The organism is Salinibius halmophilus, assembly GCF_003577475.1.
GTDB lineage: Bacteria > Pseudomonadota > Gammaproteobacteria > Pseudomonadales > Natronospirillaceae > Salinibius > Salinibius halmophilus.
Genome location: NZ_QPEP01000002.1, coordinates 176,424 through 197,021 on the forward strand (window position 1 = coordinate 176,424; position 20,598 = coordinate 197,021).

The window sequence follows — 20,598 nt, forward strand, 5'->3', positions numbered from 1 at the left end:
ACTAACTATGAATGCAAGGCTACACGCTCGCGTTGTGCTCGCCAACTGTCCCAAGTATAAATCATCAGTGCTAACCAGACGGCAGCAAACGACAACCACTCACCCGCTGTAACCTGCTCATCATAAAAACTAATTGCAATCACAAACATTAAACTAGGGCCAATATATTGGAAAAAGCCCAGCGTGATTAGGCGCATACGGCTCGCTGCTGCGGTAAAAAACAACAACGGGGCAGCGGTTACCACGCCTAAGCCGGCGGTTAGCGCTAGTTCTGCACCTGAGTTGAGAGGCGTAATGGTACCCGACGCGAGCAAATAACCAAGATAAACCAAGGCAAAGGGCAGCAACACTAACGACTCTAAAAACAACCCGGCAATGGCTGGCAAACTAATGTGTTTTCGCAGCACGCCATAGATACCAAACGACACGGCAAGCGCCAGTGCGATCCATGGCACTTGCCCAAAGGCGATGACCTGCGCCGAAACCATGATGGTGGCAATAGCAACCGCAAGCCACTGCATGCGGCGCAGACGCTCACTGAAAAAAATCAAACCAAATAACACATTCACGAGCGGGTTAATAAAGTAACCCAAACTCGCCTGCACCATTTGCTCATTCACTACCGCCCAGATAAATATCAGCCAATTCGCCCCAATCACTAAGCCTGAACCAAATAAAATCATTAATGTTTTGGGTGCTGCGAGCACGGCTGCAACAGCATGGCGCTGGCGAATGAGTGCAACCAAAGCCAGAGTGAAAATAACGGTCCAAATCACTCGATACAGTACAATTTCAGGCGCGGCTAAGCTTGGCAGCTGCTTAAAGTAGACAGGTGCCACGCCCCAAAGAACATAGGCAGACAAAGCGAAAAAAACGCCAGAAGTGGCATGATTAGACTGCATAACAAGCTCGCACCAAAAGAAAGCGGCAAGTCTAACCATTTATCCATCTTACTCGCAGCCAAGGCGCGCACTGCCGCCAAGAAATAGCGTTAAGCAAGCATTACATCAATCCACGTTGCGCCAGCGAAACCACTTGCCCGCCTGCCACAATTAAATGGTCCAATGCCCGCACATCAATTACCGACAGCACCTGTTTTAATTGATCGGTTAGCCGCTTGTCGGCATCACTAGGTTCGGCAAGCCCTGATGGGTGATTGTGGGTAAAAATAACGGCAGCAGCGTTGTGCGCAATGGCTTGTCGAACCACCTCTCTAGGGTAAACAGAAGCGGCATTAATAGTGCCCTGAAACAAGCGTTCAAAGGTGATCACTTGGTTTTGGTTATCCAACCAAATACAGGCAAATACTTCGCTTGGCTCATCGCGCAGCTCTGCTAATAAAAATTCTTCCGCTGCTTGCGGTGATGTGAGGGCTTGACCGTGTTTAAGCTCGGCGCGCAGGTAACGCTTTGCTAGCTCGACCACGGCAGCCAGCTGAGCATACTTGGCATCACCAATACCAGCAATGTCATCAAACGCTTGCCGATGGGCAGTTAACAATTGGCGAGTGCAGCCTTGAAAGTGGTCAATAATTTGCTCAGCTAGTTCAATAGCAGAGCATCCTTTCAATCCGGTTCGCAGAAAAATAGCTAGCAACTCAGCGTCGCTTAGATGCGCGGCACCATGCATTAAGAGTTTTTCTCGTGGGCGTTGATCAGCCGGCATTTCATTAATTTGCATTACTCCTCCTTGAGTTGACCATAGCGCTGACGCTTGTGCGCGGTATCTGGTAGTCTAGGCAGAATTTTACAGTTTGCTCATGAGGGCGTTGTTATGTTGCACAATGCACGCGTTCTAGTTGGAATCAGCGGTGGCATCGCTGCCTATAAATCCGCACACTTGGTGCGATTACTCAAAAAAGCCGGCGCCGAGGTTCGAGTGGTTATGACTCAAGGTGCGCAAGCCTTTATTCAGCCACTCACCTTACAAGCGTTAAGCGGCAACCCAGTGGCAACTGATCTGCTGGATCCTGCCGCAGAAGCTGGCATGGGTCACATTGAACTGGCTCGTTGGCCAACACATATCGTCTTGGCACCCGCTACCGCCAATTTGATTGCTCGACTAAACGCCGGCATGGCAGATGAGTTGCTGCCAACCCTGATACTTGCCACCAACAAGCCAGTATTTATTGCGCCAGCAATGAACCAGCAAATGTGGCAAGCACCGGTCACCCAAGCCAATATTAAAAACTTGCAGGCCATGTATCCGAGTTGGCAATGGCTTGGCCCAGATGCAGGCGAACAAGCATGTGGCGAAGTCGGCGCTGGCCGCATGCTGGAACCAGAAGCCATTGTTGAAGCCTTGCAGCCAGCCCAAAAATTAGCTGGTAAACACTTGCTGATTACCTCAGGGCCAACCCGCGAAGCATTGGATCCGGTGCGATTCATTAGCAATCATAGTTCTGGCAAAATGGGCAACGCGCTAGCCAGTGCCGCGTTGAGGCTTGGTGCAAAGGTCACCATGATCACAGGCCCAGGGCATCTACCTGTTCCTGCAGGTGTGCAGCAAGTCGCTATCACAAGCGCACTGAATATGCTGCAAGCAGTGCAAGATAAACTCGCTAGTTGCGATTGGTTTATTGGCTGTGCTGCGGTAGCAGATTATCGGCCTGCTGAAGTAAGCGAGCAGAAGCTGAAAAAAGGCGCTGAGGATGAACTATCACTGCAGCTGGTAAAAAACCCAGACATCATAGCCACCGTCGGCCAGCACCCGCAGAGACCAAGCTTAGTGGTTGGTTTTGCCGCCGAAAGTGAAGCGTTATTGCAATATGGTGAACAGAAGCTAAAGCGCAAAGGCCTAGATTGGATTGTCTGTAATGACATTTCTCAACCTGGCATCGCGATGAATGCTGACGACAACGCAGTGACCATCATTGGTCATAGCAGCCAAAAGGTATTATCCCAAGCCAGTAAGCAAAAAATTGGCCAGCAGATTATTGATTTTTTAATAGAGCAAACACTATGAAGCAAGCAATTCAGTTAAAAGTATTAGACCCGCGTATCGGTAACGAGATACCTATGCCAACCTATGCCACCCAAGGCAGTGCTGGCATCGATTTACGCGCCGCCCTAGAGGTTGCACTAACCGTTAGTCCTGGTGAAACACACTTGGTAAAGACTGGCCTGTCCATATATATTGAAGACCCTAATCTTGCCGCCACCATACTGCCGCGCTCCGGACTAGGGCACAAGCACGGTATTGTGCTAGGTAATCTGGTTGGTTTAATTGATTCAGACTATCAAGGCGAGTTGATGGTTTCGGTGTGGAACCGCGGCAATACGCCATTTACCATCGAAGTCGGCGAGCGCATCGCACAGCTGGTTTTTGTGCCGGTAGTGCAAGCCGAGTTTAACTTGGTCAACGAGTTTGTTGAAAGCGAGCGTGGTGAAGGTGGCTTTGGCCATACTGGCAGTCACTAAATAAGCTTAATAAAATGCCGATATGCTTTACTTAAGCATGCTAAGAATGGATAGGAGATAAAATGAAAGGCAAGCGCGATACAGGCGAAGAAAAACACGGGAAGGCGAAGTCGATAAACTTCATTGCTGCTGCCATCGTGCTGTCCATTGCTGTGCTTGCTATTGTTGCTTGGTGGCTATCGGCAACCGTACTAGTGCGTGCCAATCAACAAACTCAGTCTGTGGTCGTTGAAAACTGGACCAACACTGTGCAAAAGGGATTCGACGCCCTCTATCAAGCTGAACGGGAAGACTTTGCCGAGCTAGCACAATTATCAATGGTGCGCACGGCCATTCAATCAGGTAACCGCGGCGATTTTGAACAAGCAGAACGTGCGATTCGCTCACAACGTGATGAGATTGTTACGATTAGCATTCACGGCATGGAACAGCTAACGCCTAATTCGGCTCGAACGCCACCACTTACCTTTGCGAGTATTGACCTAGTCAATCGAACTAGACGTGGACAAAACGTTGATGCCGAAGCCTTCAATTTCCAAAACCGACTGCTATTGAACTGGGCATTTAGTGTACGTGACAACTCAGGTCAAGTGATTGGTGCCATTCAAGTTGTTAGTGGAAGTGACCGCCTACGCGATTATATTCAAGCGCAGAACCCTAACTTTGGTACCGTTAGTTTGGTTCAGCGACTCCCCCAAGTTGAGCCATTAACACTATTTAGTGCTGGCCAAGGCAGCTTGGCTAAAGCATCACTGCCTACTAGCAACCCTCAATGGCAACTAGAGTTTTTGCCATCACCACTCATTTCACGCTCCGCCGAGCTCGCGCCACTAACGCTGCAACTCCCTATGATTGTTGCAGCCATTCTTATCAGCATCATACTTGCGGCAGCGGGCCTGCTTCTGCAAGCCAGGCTACAATCAGATGCCGACAAACTAGCTGGTTGGTTGCAGTCTGCCGTGGAAGGACGGAGAGTGCCGTCGCCTAAGTTGTCCTTGGCACTATTTGCTAACTTAGCCAAACAAACAGCGCAGGCCATGCAAAAGGGCAGCACGCCAGTAAATCCAGAGCAAGCGGATATCGATCTGCAACCAAGTGACGACACCCTACCGAATGCTGATTTGATGTCTGCCATAACCGGTGAAGCACCTGTAAACACTACGCCAACAGTGAAAAAACGTACCCCACTAAAGCCGGAAATCTTTCGTGCCTATGACATTCGTGGCATTTACGGCGAAAACCTTGATGAGTCGGTTGCAGAACAAATTGGCCTTGCCGTGGGCAGCGAAGCGATTGACCTAAACCAGCAAAAAATAGTGGTTGCCCGTGATGGCCGCAATAGCTCGCCAGCGTTGCATGAAAACCTGATTGCTGGCCTGGTAAAAACAGGCATCAATGTGATCGATTTAGGCATGGTGTCAACCCCAATGATGTATTTTGCTAGCAAGCACTTACAAATTGGTGCCGGTATAATGGTCACCGGCAGTCACAATCCAGTCGCTCACAATGGTTTTAAAATTGTACTTGGCAACCGTTCACTCAGTGGCATGGATATACAAAATCTGTGGCGACGAGCAAGCAACGAAGATTTTTCACAAGGTAAAGGCTCGGTTAGCAAACACAATATCGCCATCGATTATGCTAAAGCGATTAAAGACAATATTTCTGTCCACCGCCGATTGAAGGTTGTGGTAGATGCCGGTAATGGTGCCACCGCGCCATTTGCAGGGCTGATTCTAAAAGAGCTAGGTTGTGCGGTAAGCATGATTGGCGAGCAAGTAGACGGCAACTTCCCATTGCGCGACCCGGACCCTAGCCAGCCTGATAACCTCACTGAACTGGTTAAACGCGTACAAGAAAATGCAGCCGACCTAGGCATTGCATTTGATGGTGATGGCGATCGTATGGCGGTCATTACCAGCAAAGGTCGTTATATATGGTCGGATAGAGTGCTGGCGTTGTTTGCTAAGCAAATTCTCAAACAAACACCCGATGCCACCATTGTTTATGATGTGAAGTGCTCGCGCCGTTTAGCTGGCATGATTGACAGCTTTGGTGGTAAGCCAATCATGTGGAAATCTGGTCACTCTCTTATTAAGCAACAAATGCAGAAAACCCAAGCAACCTTGGGTGGCGAAATGACCGGCCACTTCTTCTTTGCTGACCGCTGGAACGGCTTTGATGATGGCATATACGCTGCCGCCCGTTTGATTGAGCTAGTCAGTCAATCTGAAATGGATGCCGACTTTTTGTTCTCAGGTTTCCCGGACGACCCTTGTACCCCTGAGATTATTATCCCGATTGCCGATACCGAAAAATTCACCTTGGTGGAAAAATTAGCCGAGCGAATTTCAGACTTGCCAAATGCTCGCATAAGCACCATTGACGGCGTGCGCGTTGAGTTTGCTGATGGTTGGGGCCTTGTTCGACCATCCAACACCACTGCGGCCATTACTTGCCGATTTGAAGCCGATACTGAGGAAGCACTCAAGCGCATTCAAGAGGATGTCAGCAAACAAATTCGCCGGATAAAAGCCGATATATCATTACCCTTCTAAGATTTGGGCGCTATAATGGCGCCCGCATTGCATTTGCGTATAGAGGATACTATGCCACTCGACCGCCAAACCGCGTTTAATTTTGCCGAGGTACTCGGTGAAGCCTTACCTTATATTCAAAAATTTGCTGGTAAAACCATTGTTGTGAAATATGGCGGCAACGCCATGGTAGACGAGCATCTAAAAGCTAGTTTTGCCCGCGACATGGTATTGCTTAAGACCGTAGGCATTAACCCAGTTGTGGTACACGGTGGCGGTCCTCAAATTGGCTCGCTGCTTGAACGATTGAACATCAAGTCTGAGTTTATTTCAGGTATGCGGGTAACCACGTCGGAAACCATGGACGTTGTGCAAATGGTGTTAGGTGGTTTGGTTAACAAAGAAATCGTTAGCCAAATTAACCAGTTCGATGGCAAAGCCGTTGGTTTAACCGGCAAGGATGGCAATCTTATCCAAGCTAAAAAACTAAACGTTACCCAGCGCACGCCAGAAACCGACAAAACTGAGATTATCGATATTGGCCACGTTGGCGAGGTGGAGCATGTGAATACTGAGCTTCTGAACTTGCTGCTGCAATCCGATGTCATTCCGGTTGTCGCACCTGTAGGGGTTGGTAAAGATGGTGCCTCGTACAACATTAATGCCGATTTGGTGGCAGGCAAGGTAGCGGAAGCATTACAAGCCGAAAAACTGATTCTGCTAACCAATACATCTGGTTTGCAAGATAAAGACGGCAAGGTGCTAACAGGTTTAACACCAGAGCAAGTCAACGAGTTAATTGCCGATGGCACCATTTACGGCGGCATGTTGCCGAAAATTGGCTGTGCGCTTGAAGCGGTTGCAGGGGGCGTGCATAGTGCTCACATTATTGATGGCCGTTTAGAACATGCGACCTTGTTAGAGATATTCTCTAACGAAGGGGTCGGCACACTGATTACCAAACACAATTGAGCCCTATGACAAAGCAAAAAAAACCACAGCGTCGCGAAGAAATTCTGCAAGCCCTCGCTATGATGCTTGAGCAAGAGCCTGGTGCCCGCATTACCACTGCTCGACTAGCTCAAGCAGTTGGCGTATCGGAAGCAGCACTCTATCGTCATTTTCCAAGTAAAGCTCGCATGTTTGAGGGGCTAATGGATTTTGTTGAAGAGACAATATTCAGCCGCTTCAACCAAATTCGTGCTGAAGAAAACTTAGGCCATAAAGACAAAGTTGAGCAGATGTTATTGGTGGTACTCACTTTCGCCGAGCGCAACCCTGGCATGTGTAGGCTATTAACCGGTGATGTATTAGCCGGTGAGCATCCGCGCCTGCATGAGCAAATGAATCAGATGTTTGGCCGCATTCAAGTACAGATAAAACAAGTAATGCAAGAAGCTCAACTAGCAAAACATCATGCCGAGCTGCCCCCTACCCCAGCAGCAAACCTGTTACTAGCAGTAGTGGAAGGTAGGATTCAACAGTTCGTTCGCAGTCGTTTTCAGCGCGACAACGCGCCAAGCAAAATGTGGAACGAGCAATGGCAAAAGCTGAGTCTGCTCATCTAGTTTGATGCGCGAGCGGTAAAACCGCTCGCATTCCCTTCCATTAAGTAATTTTCTCTCTGTTACACTGTTAAGTTTGTCGCACTCCTGCCGATAACGGCTATACCTAATTAGGTATCCGCTTAGCGTAAAGGAGCAGTACAATGTCATTTATGCAAAACATCAGCTTTCGCTGGAAATTTGCTCTCCCTGTTATTCTGGTTCTTCTTATTGTCTCAGTTGTTTTTGCCTCGGTATTGCAGACATTCAGCGTGCAAGGTGCGCTGAGCGGCAAAGTCAGTGGCCAGTTGTCCCCCGCGATGGTTGGCTTGACCGAATCACAAAAGCTGGCAGCCGACATACGCGACACCTATGATGTCGTGCTGATGGACTACAGCAGCCAAGCTGTATTCGGTCAACAGAAAGGCAAGTACATGGAGCTGCGTGGCGGCTTTTTGGGGCGCTATGAACTACTCAGCCGCCTACCCCAAGACCTAACCGCTAATCAGCGTGCCACAATCGAAAATGCACAAGCCGCTGGGCAAGCTTACATTGAATTTTTTGATACTTTTTTTGCTGAGTTTAATCCATCAGCATTTCTTGGCTATATGTCCAGCGGGCAACAAGAAACCCTATACGAAGCATCACAAACTAGTTCAGCAGCGGCCATCACTACCATTCGTGAAGTCGCTCAAATCACTCAGGACGAACTACAAGCGGTTAGCCAACAAACCACACGCCGGGTAACCTGGGGCTGGGGGCTTGCCATCATTTTAGGTGTAGCAGGCTTGTATATTCTCAGTGAAGTAACCATACGCCCGCTAAACCGACTAGAAAAAGCACTAGCGGATATTGCATCAGGCGATGCTGATCTAACCAAACGGCTAAAAATTGAAGGCAAAGACGAGATTAATCGTGTTGCCAAAAGTTTTAACGAGTTTGTTGCGCGAATACAACGCACCATTCAGCAAGTCGCCGAGTCGGCCAAAGCGAGCAACACCGAAACCAATAATATCATTGCCATTAACCAATCTTTGATGCAGGTTGCCGACCAGCAAAAAAGCCAAAACGAACAAGTTGCTGCCGCCATTAATGAGCTAGCAGCTAGTGCTAACCAAGTGGCTGTCAGTGCAAATGATGCCGCCGATTCAAGCCAATCAGTGACAACTGAAACCGATTCCGCGCGAGCAACCATTGTTGATGCACAACAATCGATGCAATCCTTGTCACAACAAATTCAGCAAGCTGCAGAAGTGACGAACTCGTTGGAAGGCTCGGTTGAGCAAATTGTGTCCATTCTAGAAGTGATTCGCGGCATTGCAGATCAAACAAATCTGCTTGCACTCAACGCAGCCATCGAAGCCGCCCGAGCTGGTGAGCAGGGGCGCGGTTTTGCGGTGGTAGCCGATGAAGTACGGTCTCTGGCAAGTAAAACTCAGACGTCTACCGGTGAAATTCAAGGCATGATTGAGCAGCTGCAAAAAGCCTCTGCGCAAGCGGTATCAACCATGTCGAGCAGCCAAGCACAAAGTGACGACACCTACGACCGTATTGCCTCGGCGGTAGAATCACTCGATAAGATCAATCAGGCGATTCAAGTCATTAATGAAATGAACACCCAGATCGCCACGGCTGCGAATCAACAAAATGCAGTGAGCGAAGACATCAATCGTTCCGTACAAGAAATAGCACAGGGGGCAGAAAGCCTTGTTCATGAAGTGCAAGGCTCCGAGTCAGCCTGCGGCACGTTAGGGTCAGTCAACCACGAGTTGAGCGAGCGAGTGAATCGCTTTCGGGTGTAAGGAACTAATAGGGGGATTATCCACCAATGAACTTCACCTTCGAACAACTAGTAGAAGAAGCGGTGCGTATGCGCCGCTTTTTGCATCAACATCCCGAACTCACCTGGCAAGAACAAAAAACAGGTGACTATATTCGCCAAAAACTAAGCGAGTACGACATAACGTGGCGACCAGCGGCCAAGTTTGGTGCGGTTGCCACCCTTAATTCAGGCGCATCAGGCAAGCATATTGCTTTACGTGGTGACATGGATGCTCTACCCATTAGTGAATCGTCTGGCGTTGAGTGGTGCTCCCAGCATGACAATGTCATGCATGCTTGTGGTCATGACGGCCATACCGCTGTGCTACTTGCTACAGCTATTTGGCTAAAGCAGCATGAATCGCAGTTAAGTGGCCCGGTTAGCTTGCTATTTCAACCCGCCGAAGAGGGTGGGCATGGCGCTAAAGCTATGATCGATGATGGTGCGCTGGACGGCATTGATGAAATCTACGGCTGGCATAACTGGCCAGCAATTAGCTATGGTCAGTTTGCTTGTCCAGATGGCCCTGTAATGGCAGGCAACGGCACCTTTACTTGTGACATCATCGGCTCGGGTGGCCACGCTAGCCAACCGGAACTATCACGCCACGCTCTGTTAGCAGCAAGCGCTAGCGTGCAAGCCTTACAGCAAGTCATTGCCATCCGCACGCCGGCGCATGACAGCACAGTGCTTAGCATCACTCGCTTACAATCTGGTGAGGGCATCAATGTTATTCCAGACAAAGCACACATTGCGGGCAACTACCGTGTAACACAAGTAAGCCAACGCGCACAATTACACCAGCATATAGAAGAGATTTGCACAGCGACTGCTCGTGCATATAACTGTGAGGCTAAGGTTGAATTCCAACCTCGCTATGGCGTCACAGTCAATCACTCGGCGCAGGCCGAAAATATGCGCCAAACACTCTCCAACCTCTACGGCCCAGATACCAAAACGCAAAATTTGTCACTGCCAATCATGGCATCCGAAGACTTTAGCTACTACCTTGAAAAAATACCCGGTGCGTTTGCACTCGTCGGGGCCGACGATGGTAACAGGGACACCCCTTGCCATAGTCCAAACTATGACTTCAACGATCGCCTAATAAGCGATGTGGTTAAAGTCTTCAGCAGTCTAGTGGGATTACCACTTGCGAGTTAGAGCCTAATATTCACCACCAGGTGAGTTGTTATTAGCGCAATCAAGTCATCGCTTAACCAGCGACTATGTCTATTGGAGGCGCCATTATGCAGCTATTTGAGCAATGGGAATCAAACATCCGCGGCTACTGCCGTGTCTATCCAACAGTTTTTAAGTCGGCTAAAAACGCAGTGCAGACAGACGAGGCGGGAAAGAACTATATCGACTTTTTCGCTGGTGCTGGCGTACTAAACTTCGGTCATAACAACCCTAAAATGAAACAGGCCATTATCGATTTTCTTAACGATGATGGTGTCGTTCACAGCCTAGATACCTACACAACAGCAAAGCGCGACTTCATTCAGAGATTTGTTGATACCATTCTCAAACCTCGCAACATGTCCCATAAAATGCAGTTTATGGGGCCAACTGGCACCAATGCGGTGGAAGCTGCATTGAAGTTAGCCCGCCGTGTGACCGGCCGTGAGCAGGTTGTGGCCTTCTCGGGTGGTTTTCATGGCATGACCCTTGGTTCATTGGCACTTACAGCCAATGGCTATTTCCGCAACGCTGCCGGCGTGCCACTGCCGCACGTTCGCCACCAGGCGTTTGGCTGTGAAAAACCGTGCGTTGGCTGTCATATGGGTTGCAGTATAGATACCGTTGCCCGCTTGCGCGCACAGTACCTCAACCCCGCTAGTGGTTTGAGCAAACCAGCGGCATTTGTGGTAGAGGCCATTCAAGCCGAAGGCGGCGTGCATGTTGCCAGTGCGCAATGGCTCAAGGCAGTACAAGACCTTGCCCATGAACTCGGCGCGCTATTTATCATCGATGATATTCAAGCAGGCTGTGGCAGAACTGGTAACTACTTCAGTTTCGATGGCATGGGACTAGACCCGGATATTGTAACGCTTGCCAAAGGCATTGGTGGCTATGGCACACCACTTGCCATGAACCTAGTGAAACCAGAGCACGACGAGCATTGGCAGCCCGGTGAGCACACTGGCACCTTCCGTGGCCAAGGCATGTCGTTTGTGGCGGGTGCCGTTGCGATGGACTACTTCGACAACGACGAACTACTCAAACAAGTCAAAACCAATGGTGAAGTGATGCGCAAAGCGTTGCAAGAGTTGGTAGATGAGCATCCAGAATGGCAGGTGCGCGGCAAAGGCATGATGCAAGCGATTGACCTGCGTGAAGGACCACTTGCTAAAGCAGCTGTCGCCAAAGCGTTTGAATCTGGACTGTTAGTGGGCGCCTGTGGCGATTCTGGCCAGGTCATTAAGTTGATACCACCACTCACCATTGAGCCAGAGTTACTTGAAGAGGGCTTAGCCAAGTTACAGCAAGCGGTGCGCAGCGCCAAGGAGGCGATGCAATGAGACAACGCGATGATATGACGTTTCCATTTTCTGAGTATGAAGCGCGCCTAGCCGCGCTTCGGGAGCGCATGGCCGACCGGCTATTAGACGCCGTGGTGATTACCGACCCAGAAAACCTAATGTATCTAACCGATTACCAAACAACCGGTTATTCGTTCTTTCAAGCATTAGTGGTGCCACTCGACGGTGAACCCTTTATGATTACCCGTGCCATGGAAGAGTCGAATGTGCATGCCCGCACTTGGGTTGAACGCACTCGCCCCTACCCTGATACGGGTGATGCCATTCAAATGCTCGTAGAAGCCCTGCGCGAGTTTGGCTTGGCCAGTAAACGTGTAGGTTATGAGCGCAATAGTTATTTCTTCCCAGCTTATCACCAGGATTCTGTGCACACGACCTTTATTAAAGGGCAGCTAGTCGACTGCTTTGGAATTGTTGAGGAAGGCAGGATGTGCAAGTCTGATGCTGAAATCGACATCATGAAGCGCGCGGCGATCGCCACACAAGCTGGCATGCAAGCAGGCCTAGACTGTATTCGCCCTGACATCACTGAAAACGAAATTGCCGCCGAAATCAGTGCTGCGATGTTTCGAGCCGGTGGTGAGGCCCCTGCGGTAATGCCTTATGTGACATCTGGTCCACGCACAATGATCGGCCACGCAACTTGGGAAGGCCGCACGGTAAAACCCGGCGAGCACGTATTTTTAGAGGTTGGCGGCTGTTATCGCCGGTATCACACAGCCATGATGCGCACTGCCGTACTAGGTGAACTGAGCACTTCGATGGCGCATGCCCAGGATCGGATGAAGTTTGCCTTGCAGGAGGTTAAACGTTGGATCAAACCCGGCCTGACAGTTTCTGATGCCGACAACCTAGTGAGAAATATCATCACCGACAACAACGTAGGGGCCCGCTTAATTACTCGCTCGGGCTATTCCATTGGCATTGCCTTCCCACCAAGTTGGGATGAAGGCTACATCATTAGCCTAAAACAAGGTGAAAGCTCAGTACTACGCCCTGGTATGACGTTCCACATCATTCCGTGGATGTGGGGCATTGATGGCGACAAAACAGCAGGCATTTCCGACACCATTTATGTCACTGGCGATGGCTGTAAGTCTTTCTTCGATATGGAAGAAAACTTTGTCGTGAAACCCGAGCATGGTGTAGAGAAGAAAAAGTCTGGCAAAGGAGGTAAGAAGAATGCTTAAAGCAGTCAACCCTGCCACTGAAGAAGTTGTTCGCCAAGTGGCCACAGCGACCACTGACGAGGTTGAAGCGATACTTGCCAAAGCTCAAGCCGCACAGTCGCACTGGCAGGCCATTGGATTTAGCGGGCGCGCCGAAATATTGCACAAAGCCGCAGCACACCTGCGCGAGCATAAAGAGCGCTACGCTCTGCTAATGACCGAAGAAATGGGCAAGCCCATTAAAGAAGCGTATGGCGAAGTTGAAAAAGCCGCTTGGTGTGCCGAGCATTATGCCGAACACGCCGAGGCCTACCTTGCCGACGAAGTCATCGAGTCTGATGCCACAAGTAGTTACGTGAGCTATGAACCACTTGGCATTGTACTAGGCATACTGCCGTGGAACGCGCCTTTCTGGCTGGCCTTTCGCTATTGTGCACCAACCTTGATGGCAGGTAACACCTGTTTACTCAAACATGACCCACACGTACCAGGTTGTGGCGAAGCGATCGGCCAATTATTTGAGGAAATTGGTGCGCCAGCGAATATATTGCAAAACCTACCGCTTGCCACGCCAGACGTTGAACCTGTCATTCGTGATCCTAGGGTGCAAGCGGTATCCTACACTGGCTCAGAGCGAGGTGGTGGTCAGGTGGCTAGTATTGCTGCCAGCGAAATTAAACATTCTGTTTTAGAGCTGGGTGGCTCCGACCCTGTACTTGTTTTAGATGACGCCGATCTAGAAACCGCTGCCGACATTATCTGTTTGTCACGCATTATCAACGCTGGCCAAAGCTGTATTGCAGCCAAGCGAGTCATTGTTGAAGCCGGTGTTTATGATCAGTTTATTGAGCTACTCAAAACAAGGTTGGCGAAGTTAAAACTGGGTGATCCTACCCTTGCAACAACAGATATTGGCCCAATTGCTCGCGCCGATTTACGCGATAACCTTCATCGACAAGTACAAGAAACCATTGCAGCCGGGGCTCGTTGCTTACTTGGCGGCGAACTGCCAAGCGGCACGGGTTATTTCTACCCCGTCACCTTATTGGTAGACGTTGAAGAAGGCATGGTAGGCGCCTGTGAAGAAACCTTCGGCCCCATTGCCGTGGTAATGAAAGCCAAAGACAGTGACCACGCCCTAAGCATTGCTAACAATACCCCTTACGGATTGGCCGCTTCAGTCTGGGGCTCAACTAATCGTGCACTGCCTATTGCCAAACAATTGCAAAGTGGGCAGGTGGCAATTAACGGCATTGTTAAAACCGACCCTAGATTGCCAAGTGGTGGCATTAAACGCTCGGGCATTGGCCGTGAGCTTGGGCCGCATGGTATTAAAGAGTTTGTCAACGCAAAGCAGTATTGGGTGGGACCTAAGATTAACTAAAACCAAACAATACCGTAACTTAATGTATTAGTGCGACCCATCACGCAGACCTTCATGAGGCAGTTCATACAATACGCCCCATGGAGGTACTGCCCTATGAAACGCTTAACTAGTTCTGTTCTTTTTGCCGCACTGGCACCCTTTTTCTTACAGGCTTGCACTGAAGCCCCCGGCACCGCCTCTATTGAGTATGGTCCAGGTGGGCAAGTGGTTAACCCAATCTACGTACCACTGCCAAACAATAACCAGCAAGTTGTCATTACCCAACCTTCGCTTGCGCAAGTAGTGGGCCGTGTTTGTGCTGCCAATGAAGCACCCATGCCACCCTACAGCTACAACACTCGCAACAGTGCTGGGCAAGTATTATGTGGCCCTATCGTTTTGGGGTTCAATGCACCCAATGCACCGTTGGAGCTAGTGGTGGAAAACCAAAACAACCAGGTTAACTTTGCCAGCGGTTCAAGCATAAGCACAGCCAAAATAGGCGGCCACGGCAACCAAATTCGTTTGGCCAACAGCGGCTTTATTAATCGAGTAGAAGCACATGGTGGTGGCAATGGCTACCTGTCTAACCGATTGATTGCCGAGCCACCGGTTTCGATGAACGAGGTACTGGTCTCTGGCGTAAACCATGTAATTGACGTGCGAGACACCACACCAGGCAATGGTATTCAAACGGCGGTAATCAACCGTTTAACGGTTAACGGTGAAAACAACACCATTTTCTTTGGCCCAGGCGCTCAGCAACCTAATAGCCTTACCATTGCCGGTAGTGGCAACAAAATGTATTTCCCATGCGGCTGGAACCTAGCTGGTTACAACATTAACTACAACAACAACCAAGTCCAATGCCAATAGGGTTACCACAGCTCAAGTAGTGTATAGCCGCTTAACCATTGATGGGTAGCGGCTAATACAAAGGTAAAAATACTACCGCCAATCAGTGCTTGGGCTGAGCCTTGCATGGTTGGCGCTGGCACCTCTGGTTTGCCATCACGACGATAAATGGCAACAACAGACACCAAAGACCAAAGTGCTAAACCGCCAAACAGCACTAGACTGCGCTGCGAACCCGAGCCTAAAAAGTGGGCCATAGCAAATAGCGCCACGCCGTATAATTGTGGATGATGCCAGAAGCGCCCCCAATGCACGGGTTTACCACTACTCACCAAGCTCACCATGCCAAGCCATACAATGCTTACCACCAGCCAGGTAGGCAACAACGGTGAAAACAAAGCAACCGGTTCGCTTGCGCGCCAGCCAAAAATCAAACCAATTACCGAGGCAATAATCGCAAGCGCCAGAATCCCCTTCACAGGTTCACCATAACGATCTTCAAGCGTTTGCCGAAGTTTTGGGGTAAAGGTTTTAACTGAGTGAGCCAAAATCCACAGTGCCATTGAGGCAATCAGCAGTGCCATATGCAACTCCTTGCGATGGGATACTCAATTAGACTAACCAATTGTTAAGAAAATGGCTTGCACCAAATCAAGGTTTTATTCTGCTGGCGCCCTGCGCAGCAACCTGAGTAACCAGCGCGCTAACAATGGAAAGAGCCCTAACAGTGCGAAGGAAGCAATGAGCGACGGGGAAAGGATATCCGATAGTTTTTCTAACTGTGCTAACTGAGTGCCAGCATTCACGTATACCAGCGTGGCGGGAAACATGGCCACCTGCGACACCAAATAGAACTGCCAGGTTGGTAAGCGGGTTAAGCCAAATACAAGATTGACAACCCAAAATGGGAAAAGTGGAACCAAGCGCATAGAAAACAAATAAAAGGCACCGTCGGTTGCCACCCCTTGCTGGATTTTGCCTAACTGTTTGGCGAACTTTTTCTCGATGGTGTCACGCAAAATATAACGCGATGACCAAAACGCCAACGTTGCCCCCATACTACTGGCAAAGCTAATAATGGCAGCGCCAGTCACCAAACCAAACAAGGCACCACCAAGCAATGTCATAATGGAAGCACCTGGCAAGCTCAATGCAGCCACAAGTACGTATGCTGCAAAATAACCGCCGATAAACCACATTGGATGATTGGCATAAGCTTCTTGCAAGCGCAACTGTTGGGCTTGCATATTAGCCAAGGTAAGTTGCTCATGACCGCCAAAGATAAAAAACAGGGCAATTGCCGAGGCAATCATAACAAGTAAAATCAGCTTAGTTTTCAAGGTTGCGTCTCGTTGAGTTGCCAATCATAGTGGTAGTCAATACGCGCATCACTAGCAATGGCTTCATTCAATAGCGGATTTAAGTATTTAATCAGTTCTGCCTCATTGCTAGCAAAGTCCTCTAGGTACCAATCAAAGATACTCGACAAGCGCCAACGTTTTGCCGATACCTTGGCAACGCCTTTTTCACTATTAACAAATGCGCGCTCAGCTTCGCTAAGTTGAGAGTTTAGAGCGTTTTCGGTGAAAGCTTTCGGTTGTAGGTTTGGACAGCCTAATGCAGCACAGTTAACGGCAAAATGGATGCGATGATCGTTGAAAATAGGGCGTAAAATCCGGTGTTCGATATCATTCAGCGATAAATCACGATCATTAATGCGAATAACGGTTCTATTCCAAGGCCCAGAATTAAACCAGCCGAGGTTTCGAATACTCTCTAGTGGGTAATTCTGCAAAATCAAATCGACCGTAAGCGCATTATATAGGTTCACCCAATAGGCGAACTGAGCATCTGGAGCTAGCTGCAGTGGGTTAATGCTAGCTTGCACAGATAGCCATTGCTGCAGTGCTTGGCGATCGGAGGTACTGACGCGGCGGTAATCAACCAGATAATGCTGGCCTTTTTTTACTAGGTAATTATCAAGAAAGGCTTGCCAGGTTGCGACATCTGGCTGGGCCTGCTGACCTTGCTCATTCCAATATGGGTCAAGATCAGCTTTGGGCGCAGCAAATAGGTTACACGCGAGCAACAGCAAACCGATAAACAACCACCTAACACCCAGCCCTACTCCTCTGTCCTTGGTATGACAGGCGTTGGACGCAGCGCTCGGCAGCAGCCCAATCACTGGCTTTGTTTCCTAGCTTCTAGCTGGCGCTTGGCTTCTTCAATGGCCGCCCGTTCGCGCTCAACAATATATTCAAGGCGGGCCTTATCAGCGTCGAATCGAGCCGCAATACTATCGCGCTCCTGCTCCGCTAAGGCTACTTCCGACTCAGTACTTTTAATCGCCGCCTCTAGCGACGCTAGCTCGGCTTGCAACTCGTCTGTAATTGCTTGCCCACGACGTTCAGCTAACGCAGCTTGTTGCTGCTGGTTTTGCAACTCGGTCGTTAAACGAGTAATGCGCGCGTGCAAATTATTAATCACAAGTTCGAGCTGGGCCAATTCACTCTGTTTAGCAAACTCAACGTCTTCACCGGTTGAATACAGCGCTCTTAGTTCATCATCGCGCTGTTTCTGCAGAATAGCTTGGCGCTCAGCTAATAGCTGATCTCGCAATAGTTCATCACTCAGCGCCGCTGGCACTTCTTCTATTACGCGACCTTGCGCATCTAAAATTTCATAGCCGCGTTCAATGGCCTCGGGCTCAACGGTAGATGCCAATACAACATTGCCACTCGCATCAACATAGCGGTAAAAGCGTTGTGCCGTTGCCGCTGTTGCTAATGTGACAAGCATTATAAATACCGTTACAGGCCGTAACCAATTCATTGCTATACTCCGCGCCTAATTCTTCGCCCCATTCTATGAGGTATGCTTGTTTTGTTCGAGCTATTCGTTCTGTTCATTGTTTCTCTAGCTGCCAACACACTATCTAGTTTAGCAGGTGGCGGCGCTGGCTTGCTGCAGCTACCGCTGTTGCTTTTTTTAGGGCAACCGTTCGCCATTGCCCTGGCTACGCATAAAGCCGCCAGTGTATTTCTTGGCGTTGGTGCCTCGATTAAACATTTTGGCGGCGGCAAGATTAACTTACCCTTAGTACTAACCCTAATGCTTGCCGGCATTCCAGGCGTTATTCTGGGTGCCAATATCATCCTTGCCGTGCCTGAACTATGGGCGACAGCCGCGCTAGGCATACTTACATTAGCGCTGGGCATCTATTCGATGGTTAAGCCTTCACTTGGCCAACATCATAATCCTGTTAGCTTTACCCTGCGCCATACCCTTATAGGTAGCACAGTATTGTTTACGATTGCAGTACTAAACGGCTCACTTACTTCAGGAACTGGCTTATTTGTGACCATGTGGCTAATTTATTGGTGGCGTTTAGATTATCAACATGCCATTGCTCACACAATGGTCATGGTAGGCCTGTTATGGAACGGTACTGGTGCCGTCACACTTGGCTTGCAAGGCGAGATAAATTGGTTGTGGTTAATGCCACTTATTGCCGCTAGTTTTTTAGGCGGTTGGCTTGGTGCGCATTTAGCTCCCAAGGCTGGCAATAAGAGAATTAAACGATTATTTGAGCTGGTCACCATCGCCACAGGCGCATCGTTATTGTGGCGCGTATTTGGTTAAAGGGTGGCTAGCGCCACCCAATAAGCAACTAGTTAAATACCGTACTGTTCACGATAAGCGGCAACCGCTTCCATATGTTCGCTGTACTCAGGTTTAGTACCTAACCAAGTTAATACATCGGTTAACGACACAATTGACACAACTGGAATGCCAAACTCAGCTTCAACTTCTTGCACGGCAGACTTGTCGCCTTGGCCTTTTTCTTGGCGGTCGATAGCGACCAACACAGCTCCAGCCTGCGCTTTAGGCTGCTGAGCCATAATGGCCATTACTTCGCGAATAGCAGTACCAGCGGTGATAACGTCGTCAACGATGGTGATTTTGCCTTCTAGTGGCGCCCCCACTAAAGAACCACCTTCACCGTGATCTTTTGCTTCTTTGCGGTTAAACGCCCATGGTAAGTTTTGGTTATGCTGTGTTGCCATAGATACCGCCAATGCCGACACCAGCGGGATACCTTTATAGGCTGGCCCAAATAGTACGTCAGACTCAATACCACTAGCGATCAGTGCTTGCGCATAAAAGTCACCAAGCTTTGATAACGATGCGCCATCTTGAAACAAACCAGCATTAAAGAAGTACGGACTGACTCGACCAGACTTCAACGTAAACTGACCAAATTTTAGTACGCCAGTTTCAACCGCGAATTCAATAAAGGCTTGCTGGTATGCTTGCATGCAGGGTTCTCCAAATAAAACACCAACTAATTGTGTTTTTGTCGTCTATTCTCTTGAGGTTACTTGCAGAATGACTACACTTTGCCGCCATCCTGCTTGTTGTATCAAAACCCTAGCTGGTAGCAGCCGGTTTTGGTAGCAGTGACTGCCATTATACCGGATATCGGCTTACACTTAACTAGGGACGCAACATACCGTTACGAACAAGGTTGCGGTAGTACTATTTGCGCCAACTTTTACTTGAAGAGATCACGACTCACTATCATGAAGATTGCATCGCTGAATCTAAATGGCTTCGACAACGCCTTAGTAAATGGATTTGAACAATGGCTAGCGCAACAAGACGCCGACATTATTTGTTTGCAGGACATTCGCGAGCAGGAATATAAGTTACCCAAGGCGGTATTAGAGCCAAAAGGCTACGAAGCTTACTTTTTTGAGTCTGATCCAGCAGATTTAGGTGGCGTAGCAATTTTTACACAAGTGCTACCCAAAGCCATTATTCGTGGTATTGGCAGCTTCGATGTTGACCAAGAAGGCAGCTTTATCCAAGCAGACTTTGGCGGTTTTAGTGTTGCCTCGATGCTGTTCCCACACGGCTTTGAGCAAGCGAGCGCTGAACGCAAAGCAGTTTATTTAGAACGCTTCATGCATCACTTCAAGCGCACGCAGAGAAAACGGCGCAACTACATTTTTGCCGGCAGCTTATACATGGCGCACCAAACCATCGACGTAAAAGCTTGGCAGCAAGCACAAGATATCGCTGGTTTTTTACCTGAAGAGCGTGCTTGGATGGATCAGTTATTTGGGCCGCTGGGCTTTTCCGATGCCATGCGCGAAGTGGAGCCATCGGAAGATCAGTTCAGTTGGCAGCAAGGCGCCCGTGCCGCTCGTTTTGATTACCAAATTTGCACACCCGACATCGCTGAGACCGTGTTGGATGCCTATTTCGACGAAGAAGCAGGGCTCTCTGAGCACCATCCGTTAATAGTGACATACGACCTAGAGCTGTATTAAGTCA

The 20,598-nt window shown here is 49.2% G+C and carries 20 protein-coding genes; 13 read left to right on the forward strand and 7 right to left on the reverse strand.

The genetic code is table 11. The features are described from left to right. Window positions 1–5: 5 nt before the first annotated feature. Together rarD and radC are read right to left on the reverse strand one after the other, a co-directional pair. Window positions 6–902 carry an EamA family transporter RarD gene (gene rarD, locus DUW71_RS02420; RefSeq protein ID WP_119393835.1) on the reverse strand — a complete coding sequence of 299 codons (897 nt, stop codon included), beginning with the start codon at window positions 900–902 and terminating at the stop codon, window positions 6–8. Between the two features lie 100 nt (window positions 903–1,002). Then, window positions 1,003–1,680, reverse strand: a complete 678-nt coding sequence (gene radC / locus DUW71_RS02425; RefSeq protein WP_119393646.1) for a RadC family protein — start codon at window positions 1,678–1,680, stop codon at window positions 1,003–1,005. Window positions 1,681–1,773: 93 nt separating this feature from the next. Here radC and coaBC point away from each other — a divergent pair, with 93 nt between their 5' ends. The 11 genes from coaBC to DUW71_RS02480 all read left to right on the forward strand — a co-directional run bounded on the left by coaBC (window position 1,774) and on the right by DUW71_RS02480 (window position 15,279). Beyond that, window positions 1,774–2,964 carry a bifunctional phosphopantothenoylcysteine decarboxylase/phosphopantothenate--cysteine ligase CoaBC gene (gene coaBC / locus DUW71_RS02430; RefSeq protein WP_119393647.1) on the forward strand — a complete coding sequence of 397 codons (1,191 nt, stop codon included), beginning with the start codon at window positions 1,774–1,776 and terminating at the stop codon, window positions 2,962–2,964. Further along, window positions 2,961–3,419, forward strand: coding sequence for a dUTP diphosphatase (gene dut, locus DUW71_RS02435; RefSeq protein WP_119393648.1), 459 nt, complete (start codon window positions 2,961–2,963; stop codon window positions 3,417–3,419). Before coaBC ends, dut begins: the two co-directional genes overlap by 4 nt. A gap of 62 nt (window positions 3,420–3,481) precedes the next feature. Then, entirely contained in the window at window positions 3,482–5,977 is a 2,496-nt protein-coding gene (locus DUW71_RS02440; protein WP_119393649.1) for a phosphomannomutase/phosphoglucomutase, read from the forward strand. A gap of 51 nt (window positions 5,978–6,028) precedes the next feature. Next, on the forward strand, window positions 6,029–6,928 hold the full coding sequence (gene argB / locus DUW71_RS02445) for an acetylglutamate kinase (protein ID WP_199671140.1): 900 nt from the start codon (window positions 6,029–6,031) through the stop codon (window positions 6,926–6,928). A gap of 5 nt (window positions 6,929–6,933) precedes the next feature. Beyond that, on the forward strand, window positions 6,934–7,524 hold the full coding sequence (slmA, locus tag DUW71_RS02450; RefSeq protein ID WP_119393650.1) for a nucleoid occlusion factor SlmA: 591 nt from the start codon (window positions 6,934–6,936) through the stop codon (window positions 7,522–7,524). 140 nt (window positions 7,525–7,664) lie between these two features. After that, on the forward strand, window positions 7,665–9,302 hold the full coding sequence (locus tag DUW71_RS02455; RefSeq protein WP_119393651.1) for a methyl-accepting chemotaxis protein: 1,638 nt from the start codon (window positions 7,665–7,667) through the stop codon (window positions 9,300–9,302). 26 nt (window positions 9,303–9,328) lie between these two features. Then, window positions 9,329–10,486 (forward strand): N(2)-acetyl-L-2,4-diaminobutanoate deacetylase DoeB2, encoded by a 1,158-nt coding sequence (gene doeB2 / locus DUW71_RS02460; RefSeq protein WP_119393652.1) that lies wholly within the window; start codon window positions 9,329–9,331, stop codon window positions 10,484–10,486. 86 nt (window positions 10,487–10,572) lie between these two features. Next, on the forward strand, window positions 10,573–11,847 hold the full coding sequence (locus DUW71_RS02465) for an aspartate aminotransferase family protein (protein WP_119393653.1): 1,275 nt from the start codon (window positions 10,573–10,575) through the stop codon (window positions 11,845–11,847). After that, window positions 11,844–13,058: an ectoine hydrolase gene (doeA, locus tag DUW71_RS02470; RefSeq protein ID WP_119393654.1), complete on the forward strand. Its 1,215-nt coding sequence runs from the start codon at window positions 11,844–11,846 to the stop codon at window positions 13,056–13,058. Before DUW71_RS02465 ends, doeA begins: the two co-directional genes overlap by 4 nt. Next, window positions 13,051–14,421, forward strand: coding sequence for an NAD-dependent succinate-semialdehyde dehydrogenase (locus tag DUW71_RS02475; protein WP_119393655.1), 1,371 nt, complete (start codon window positions 13,051–13,053; stop codon window positions 14,419–14,421). Before doeA ends, DUW71_RS02475 begins: the two co-directional genes overlap by 8 nt. Before the next feature lie 96 nt (window positions 14,422–14,517). Beyond that, on the forward strand, window positions 14,518–15,279 hold the full coding sequence (locus tag DUW71_RS02480) for a hypothetical protein (protein WP_119393656.1): 762 nt from the start codon (window positions 14,518–14,520) through the stop codon (window positions 15,277–15,279). 2 nt (window positions 15,280–15,281) lie between these two features. Here the strand turns inward: DUW71_RS02480 and DUW71_RS02485 are convergent, their stop codons facing one another. From DUW71_RS02485 to DUW71_RS02500, 4 genes are all read right to left on the reverse strand, one after another. Next, window positions 15,282–15,842, reverse strand: coding sequence for an NnrU family protein (locus tag DUW71_RS02485; RefSeq protein WP_119393657.1), 561 nt, complete (start codon window positions 15,840–15,842; stop codon window positions 15,282–15,284). 75 nt (window positions 15,843–15,917) lie between these two features. Then, window positions 15,918–16,598 carry a TVP38/TMEM64 family protein gene (locus DUW71_RS02490; protein ID WP_199671132.1) on the reverse strand — a complete coding sequence of 227 codons (681 nt, stop codon included), beginning with the start codon at window positions 16,596–16,598 and terminating at the stop codon, window positions 15,918–15,920. Then, complete coding sequence (locus DUW71_RS02495; RefSeq protein WP_199671133.1) at window positions 16,595–17,443, reverse strand: DUF547 domain-containing protein; 849 nt, start codon at window positions 17,441–17,443, stop codon at window positions 16,595–16,597. The genes DUW71_RS02490 and DUW71_RS02495 overlap by 4 nt, the downstream gene beginning before the upstream one ends. Next, the gene (locus tag DUW71_RS02500; protein ID WP_119393659.1) at window positions 17,440–18,090 is read right to left on the reverse strand and encodes a DUF4124 domain-containing protein; all 651 of its coding nucleotides are present in this window, start codon (window positions 18,088–18,090) and stop codon (window positions 17,440–17,442) included. Before DUW71_RS02500 ends, DUW71_RS02495 begins: the two co-directional genes overlap by 4 nt. 42 nt (window positions 18,091–18,132) lie before the next feature. On the opposite strand from DUW71_RS02500, the gene DUW71_RS02505 reads away from it, so the two are divergent. After that, window positions 18,133–18,900, forward strand: a complete 768-nt coding sequence (locus DUW71_RS02505) for a sulfite exporter TauE/SafE family protein (protein WP_119393660.1) — start codon at window positions 18,133–18,135, stop codon at window positions 18,898–18,900. Between the two features lie 32 nt (window positions 18,901–18,932). On the opposite strand, the gene pyrE is transcribed toward DUW71_RS02505, so the two are convergent. Continuing rightward, window positions 18,933–19,577 carry an orotate phosphoribosyltransferase gene (gene pyrE, locus DUW71_RS02510; RefSeq protein WP_119393661.1) on the reverse strand — a complete coding sequence of 215 codons (645 nt, stop codon included), beginning with the start codon at window positions 19,575–19,577 and terminating at the stop codon, window positions 18,933–18,935. Window positions 19,578–19,841: 264 nt separating this feature from the next. Here pyrE and DUW71_RS02515 point away from each other — a divergent pair, with 264 nt between their 5' ends. After that, window positions 19,842–20,594, forward strand: a complete 753-nt coding sequence (locus tag DUW71_RS02515; protein WP_119393662.1) for an exodeoxyribonuclease III — start codon at window positions 19,842–19,844, stop codon at window positions 20,592–20,594. Window positions 20,595–20,598 lie beyond the last annotated feature (4 nt).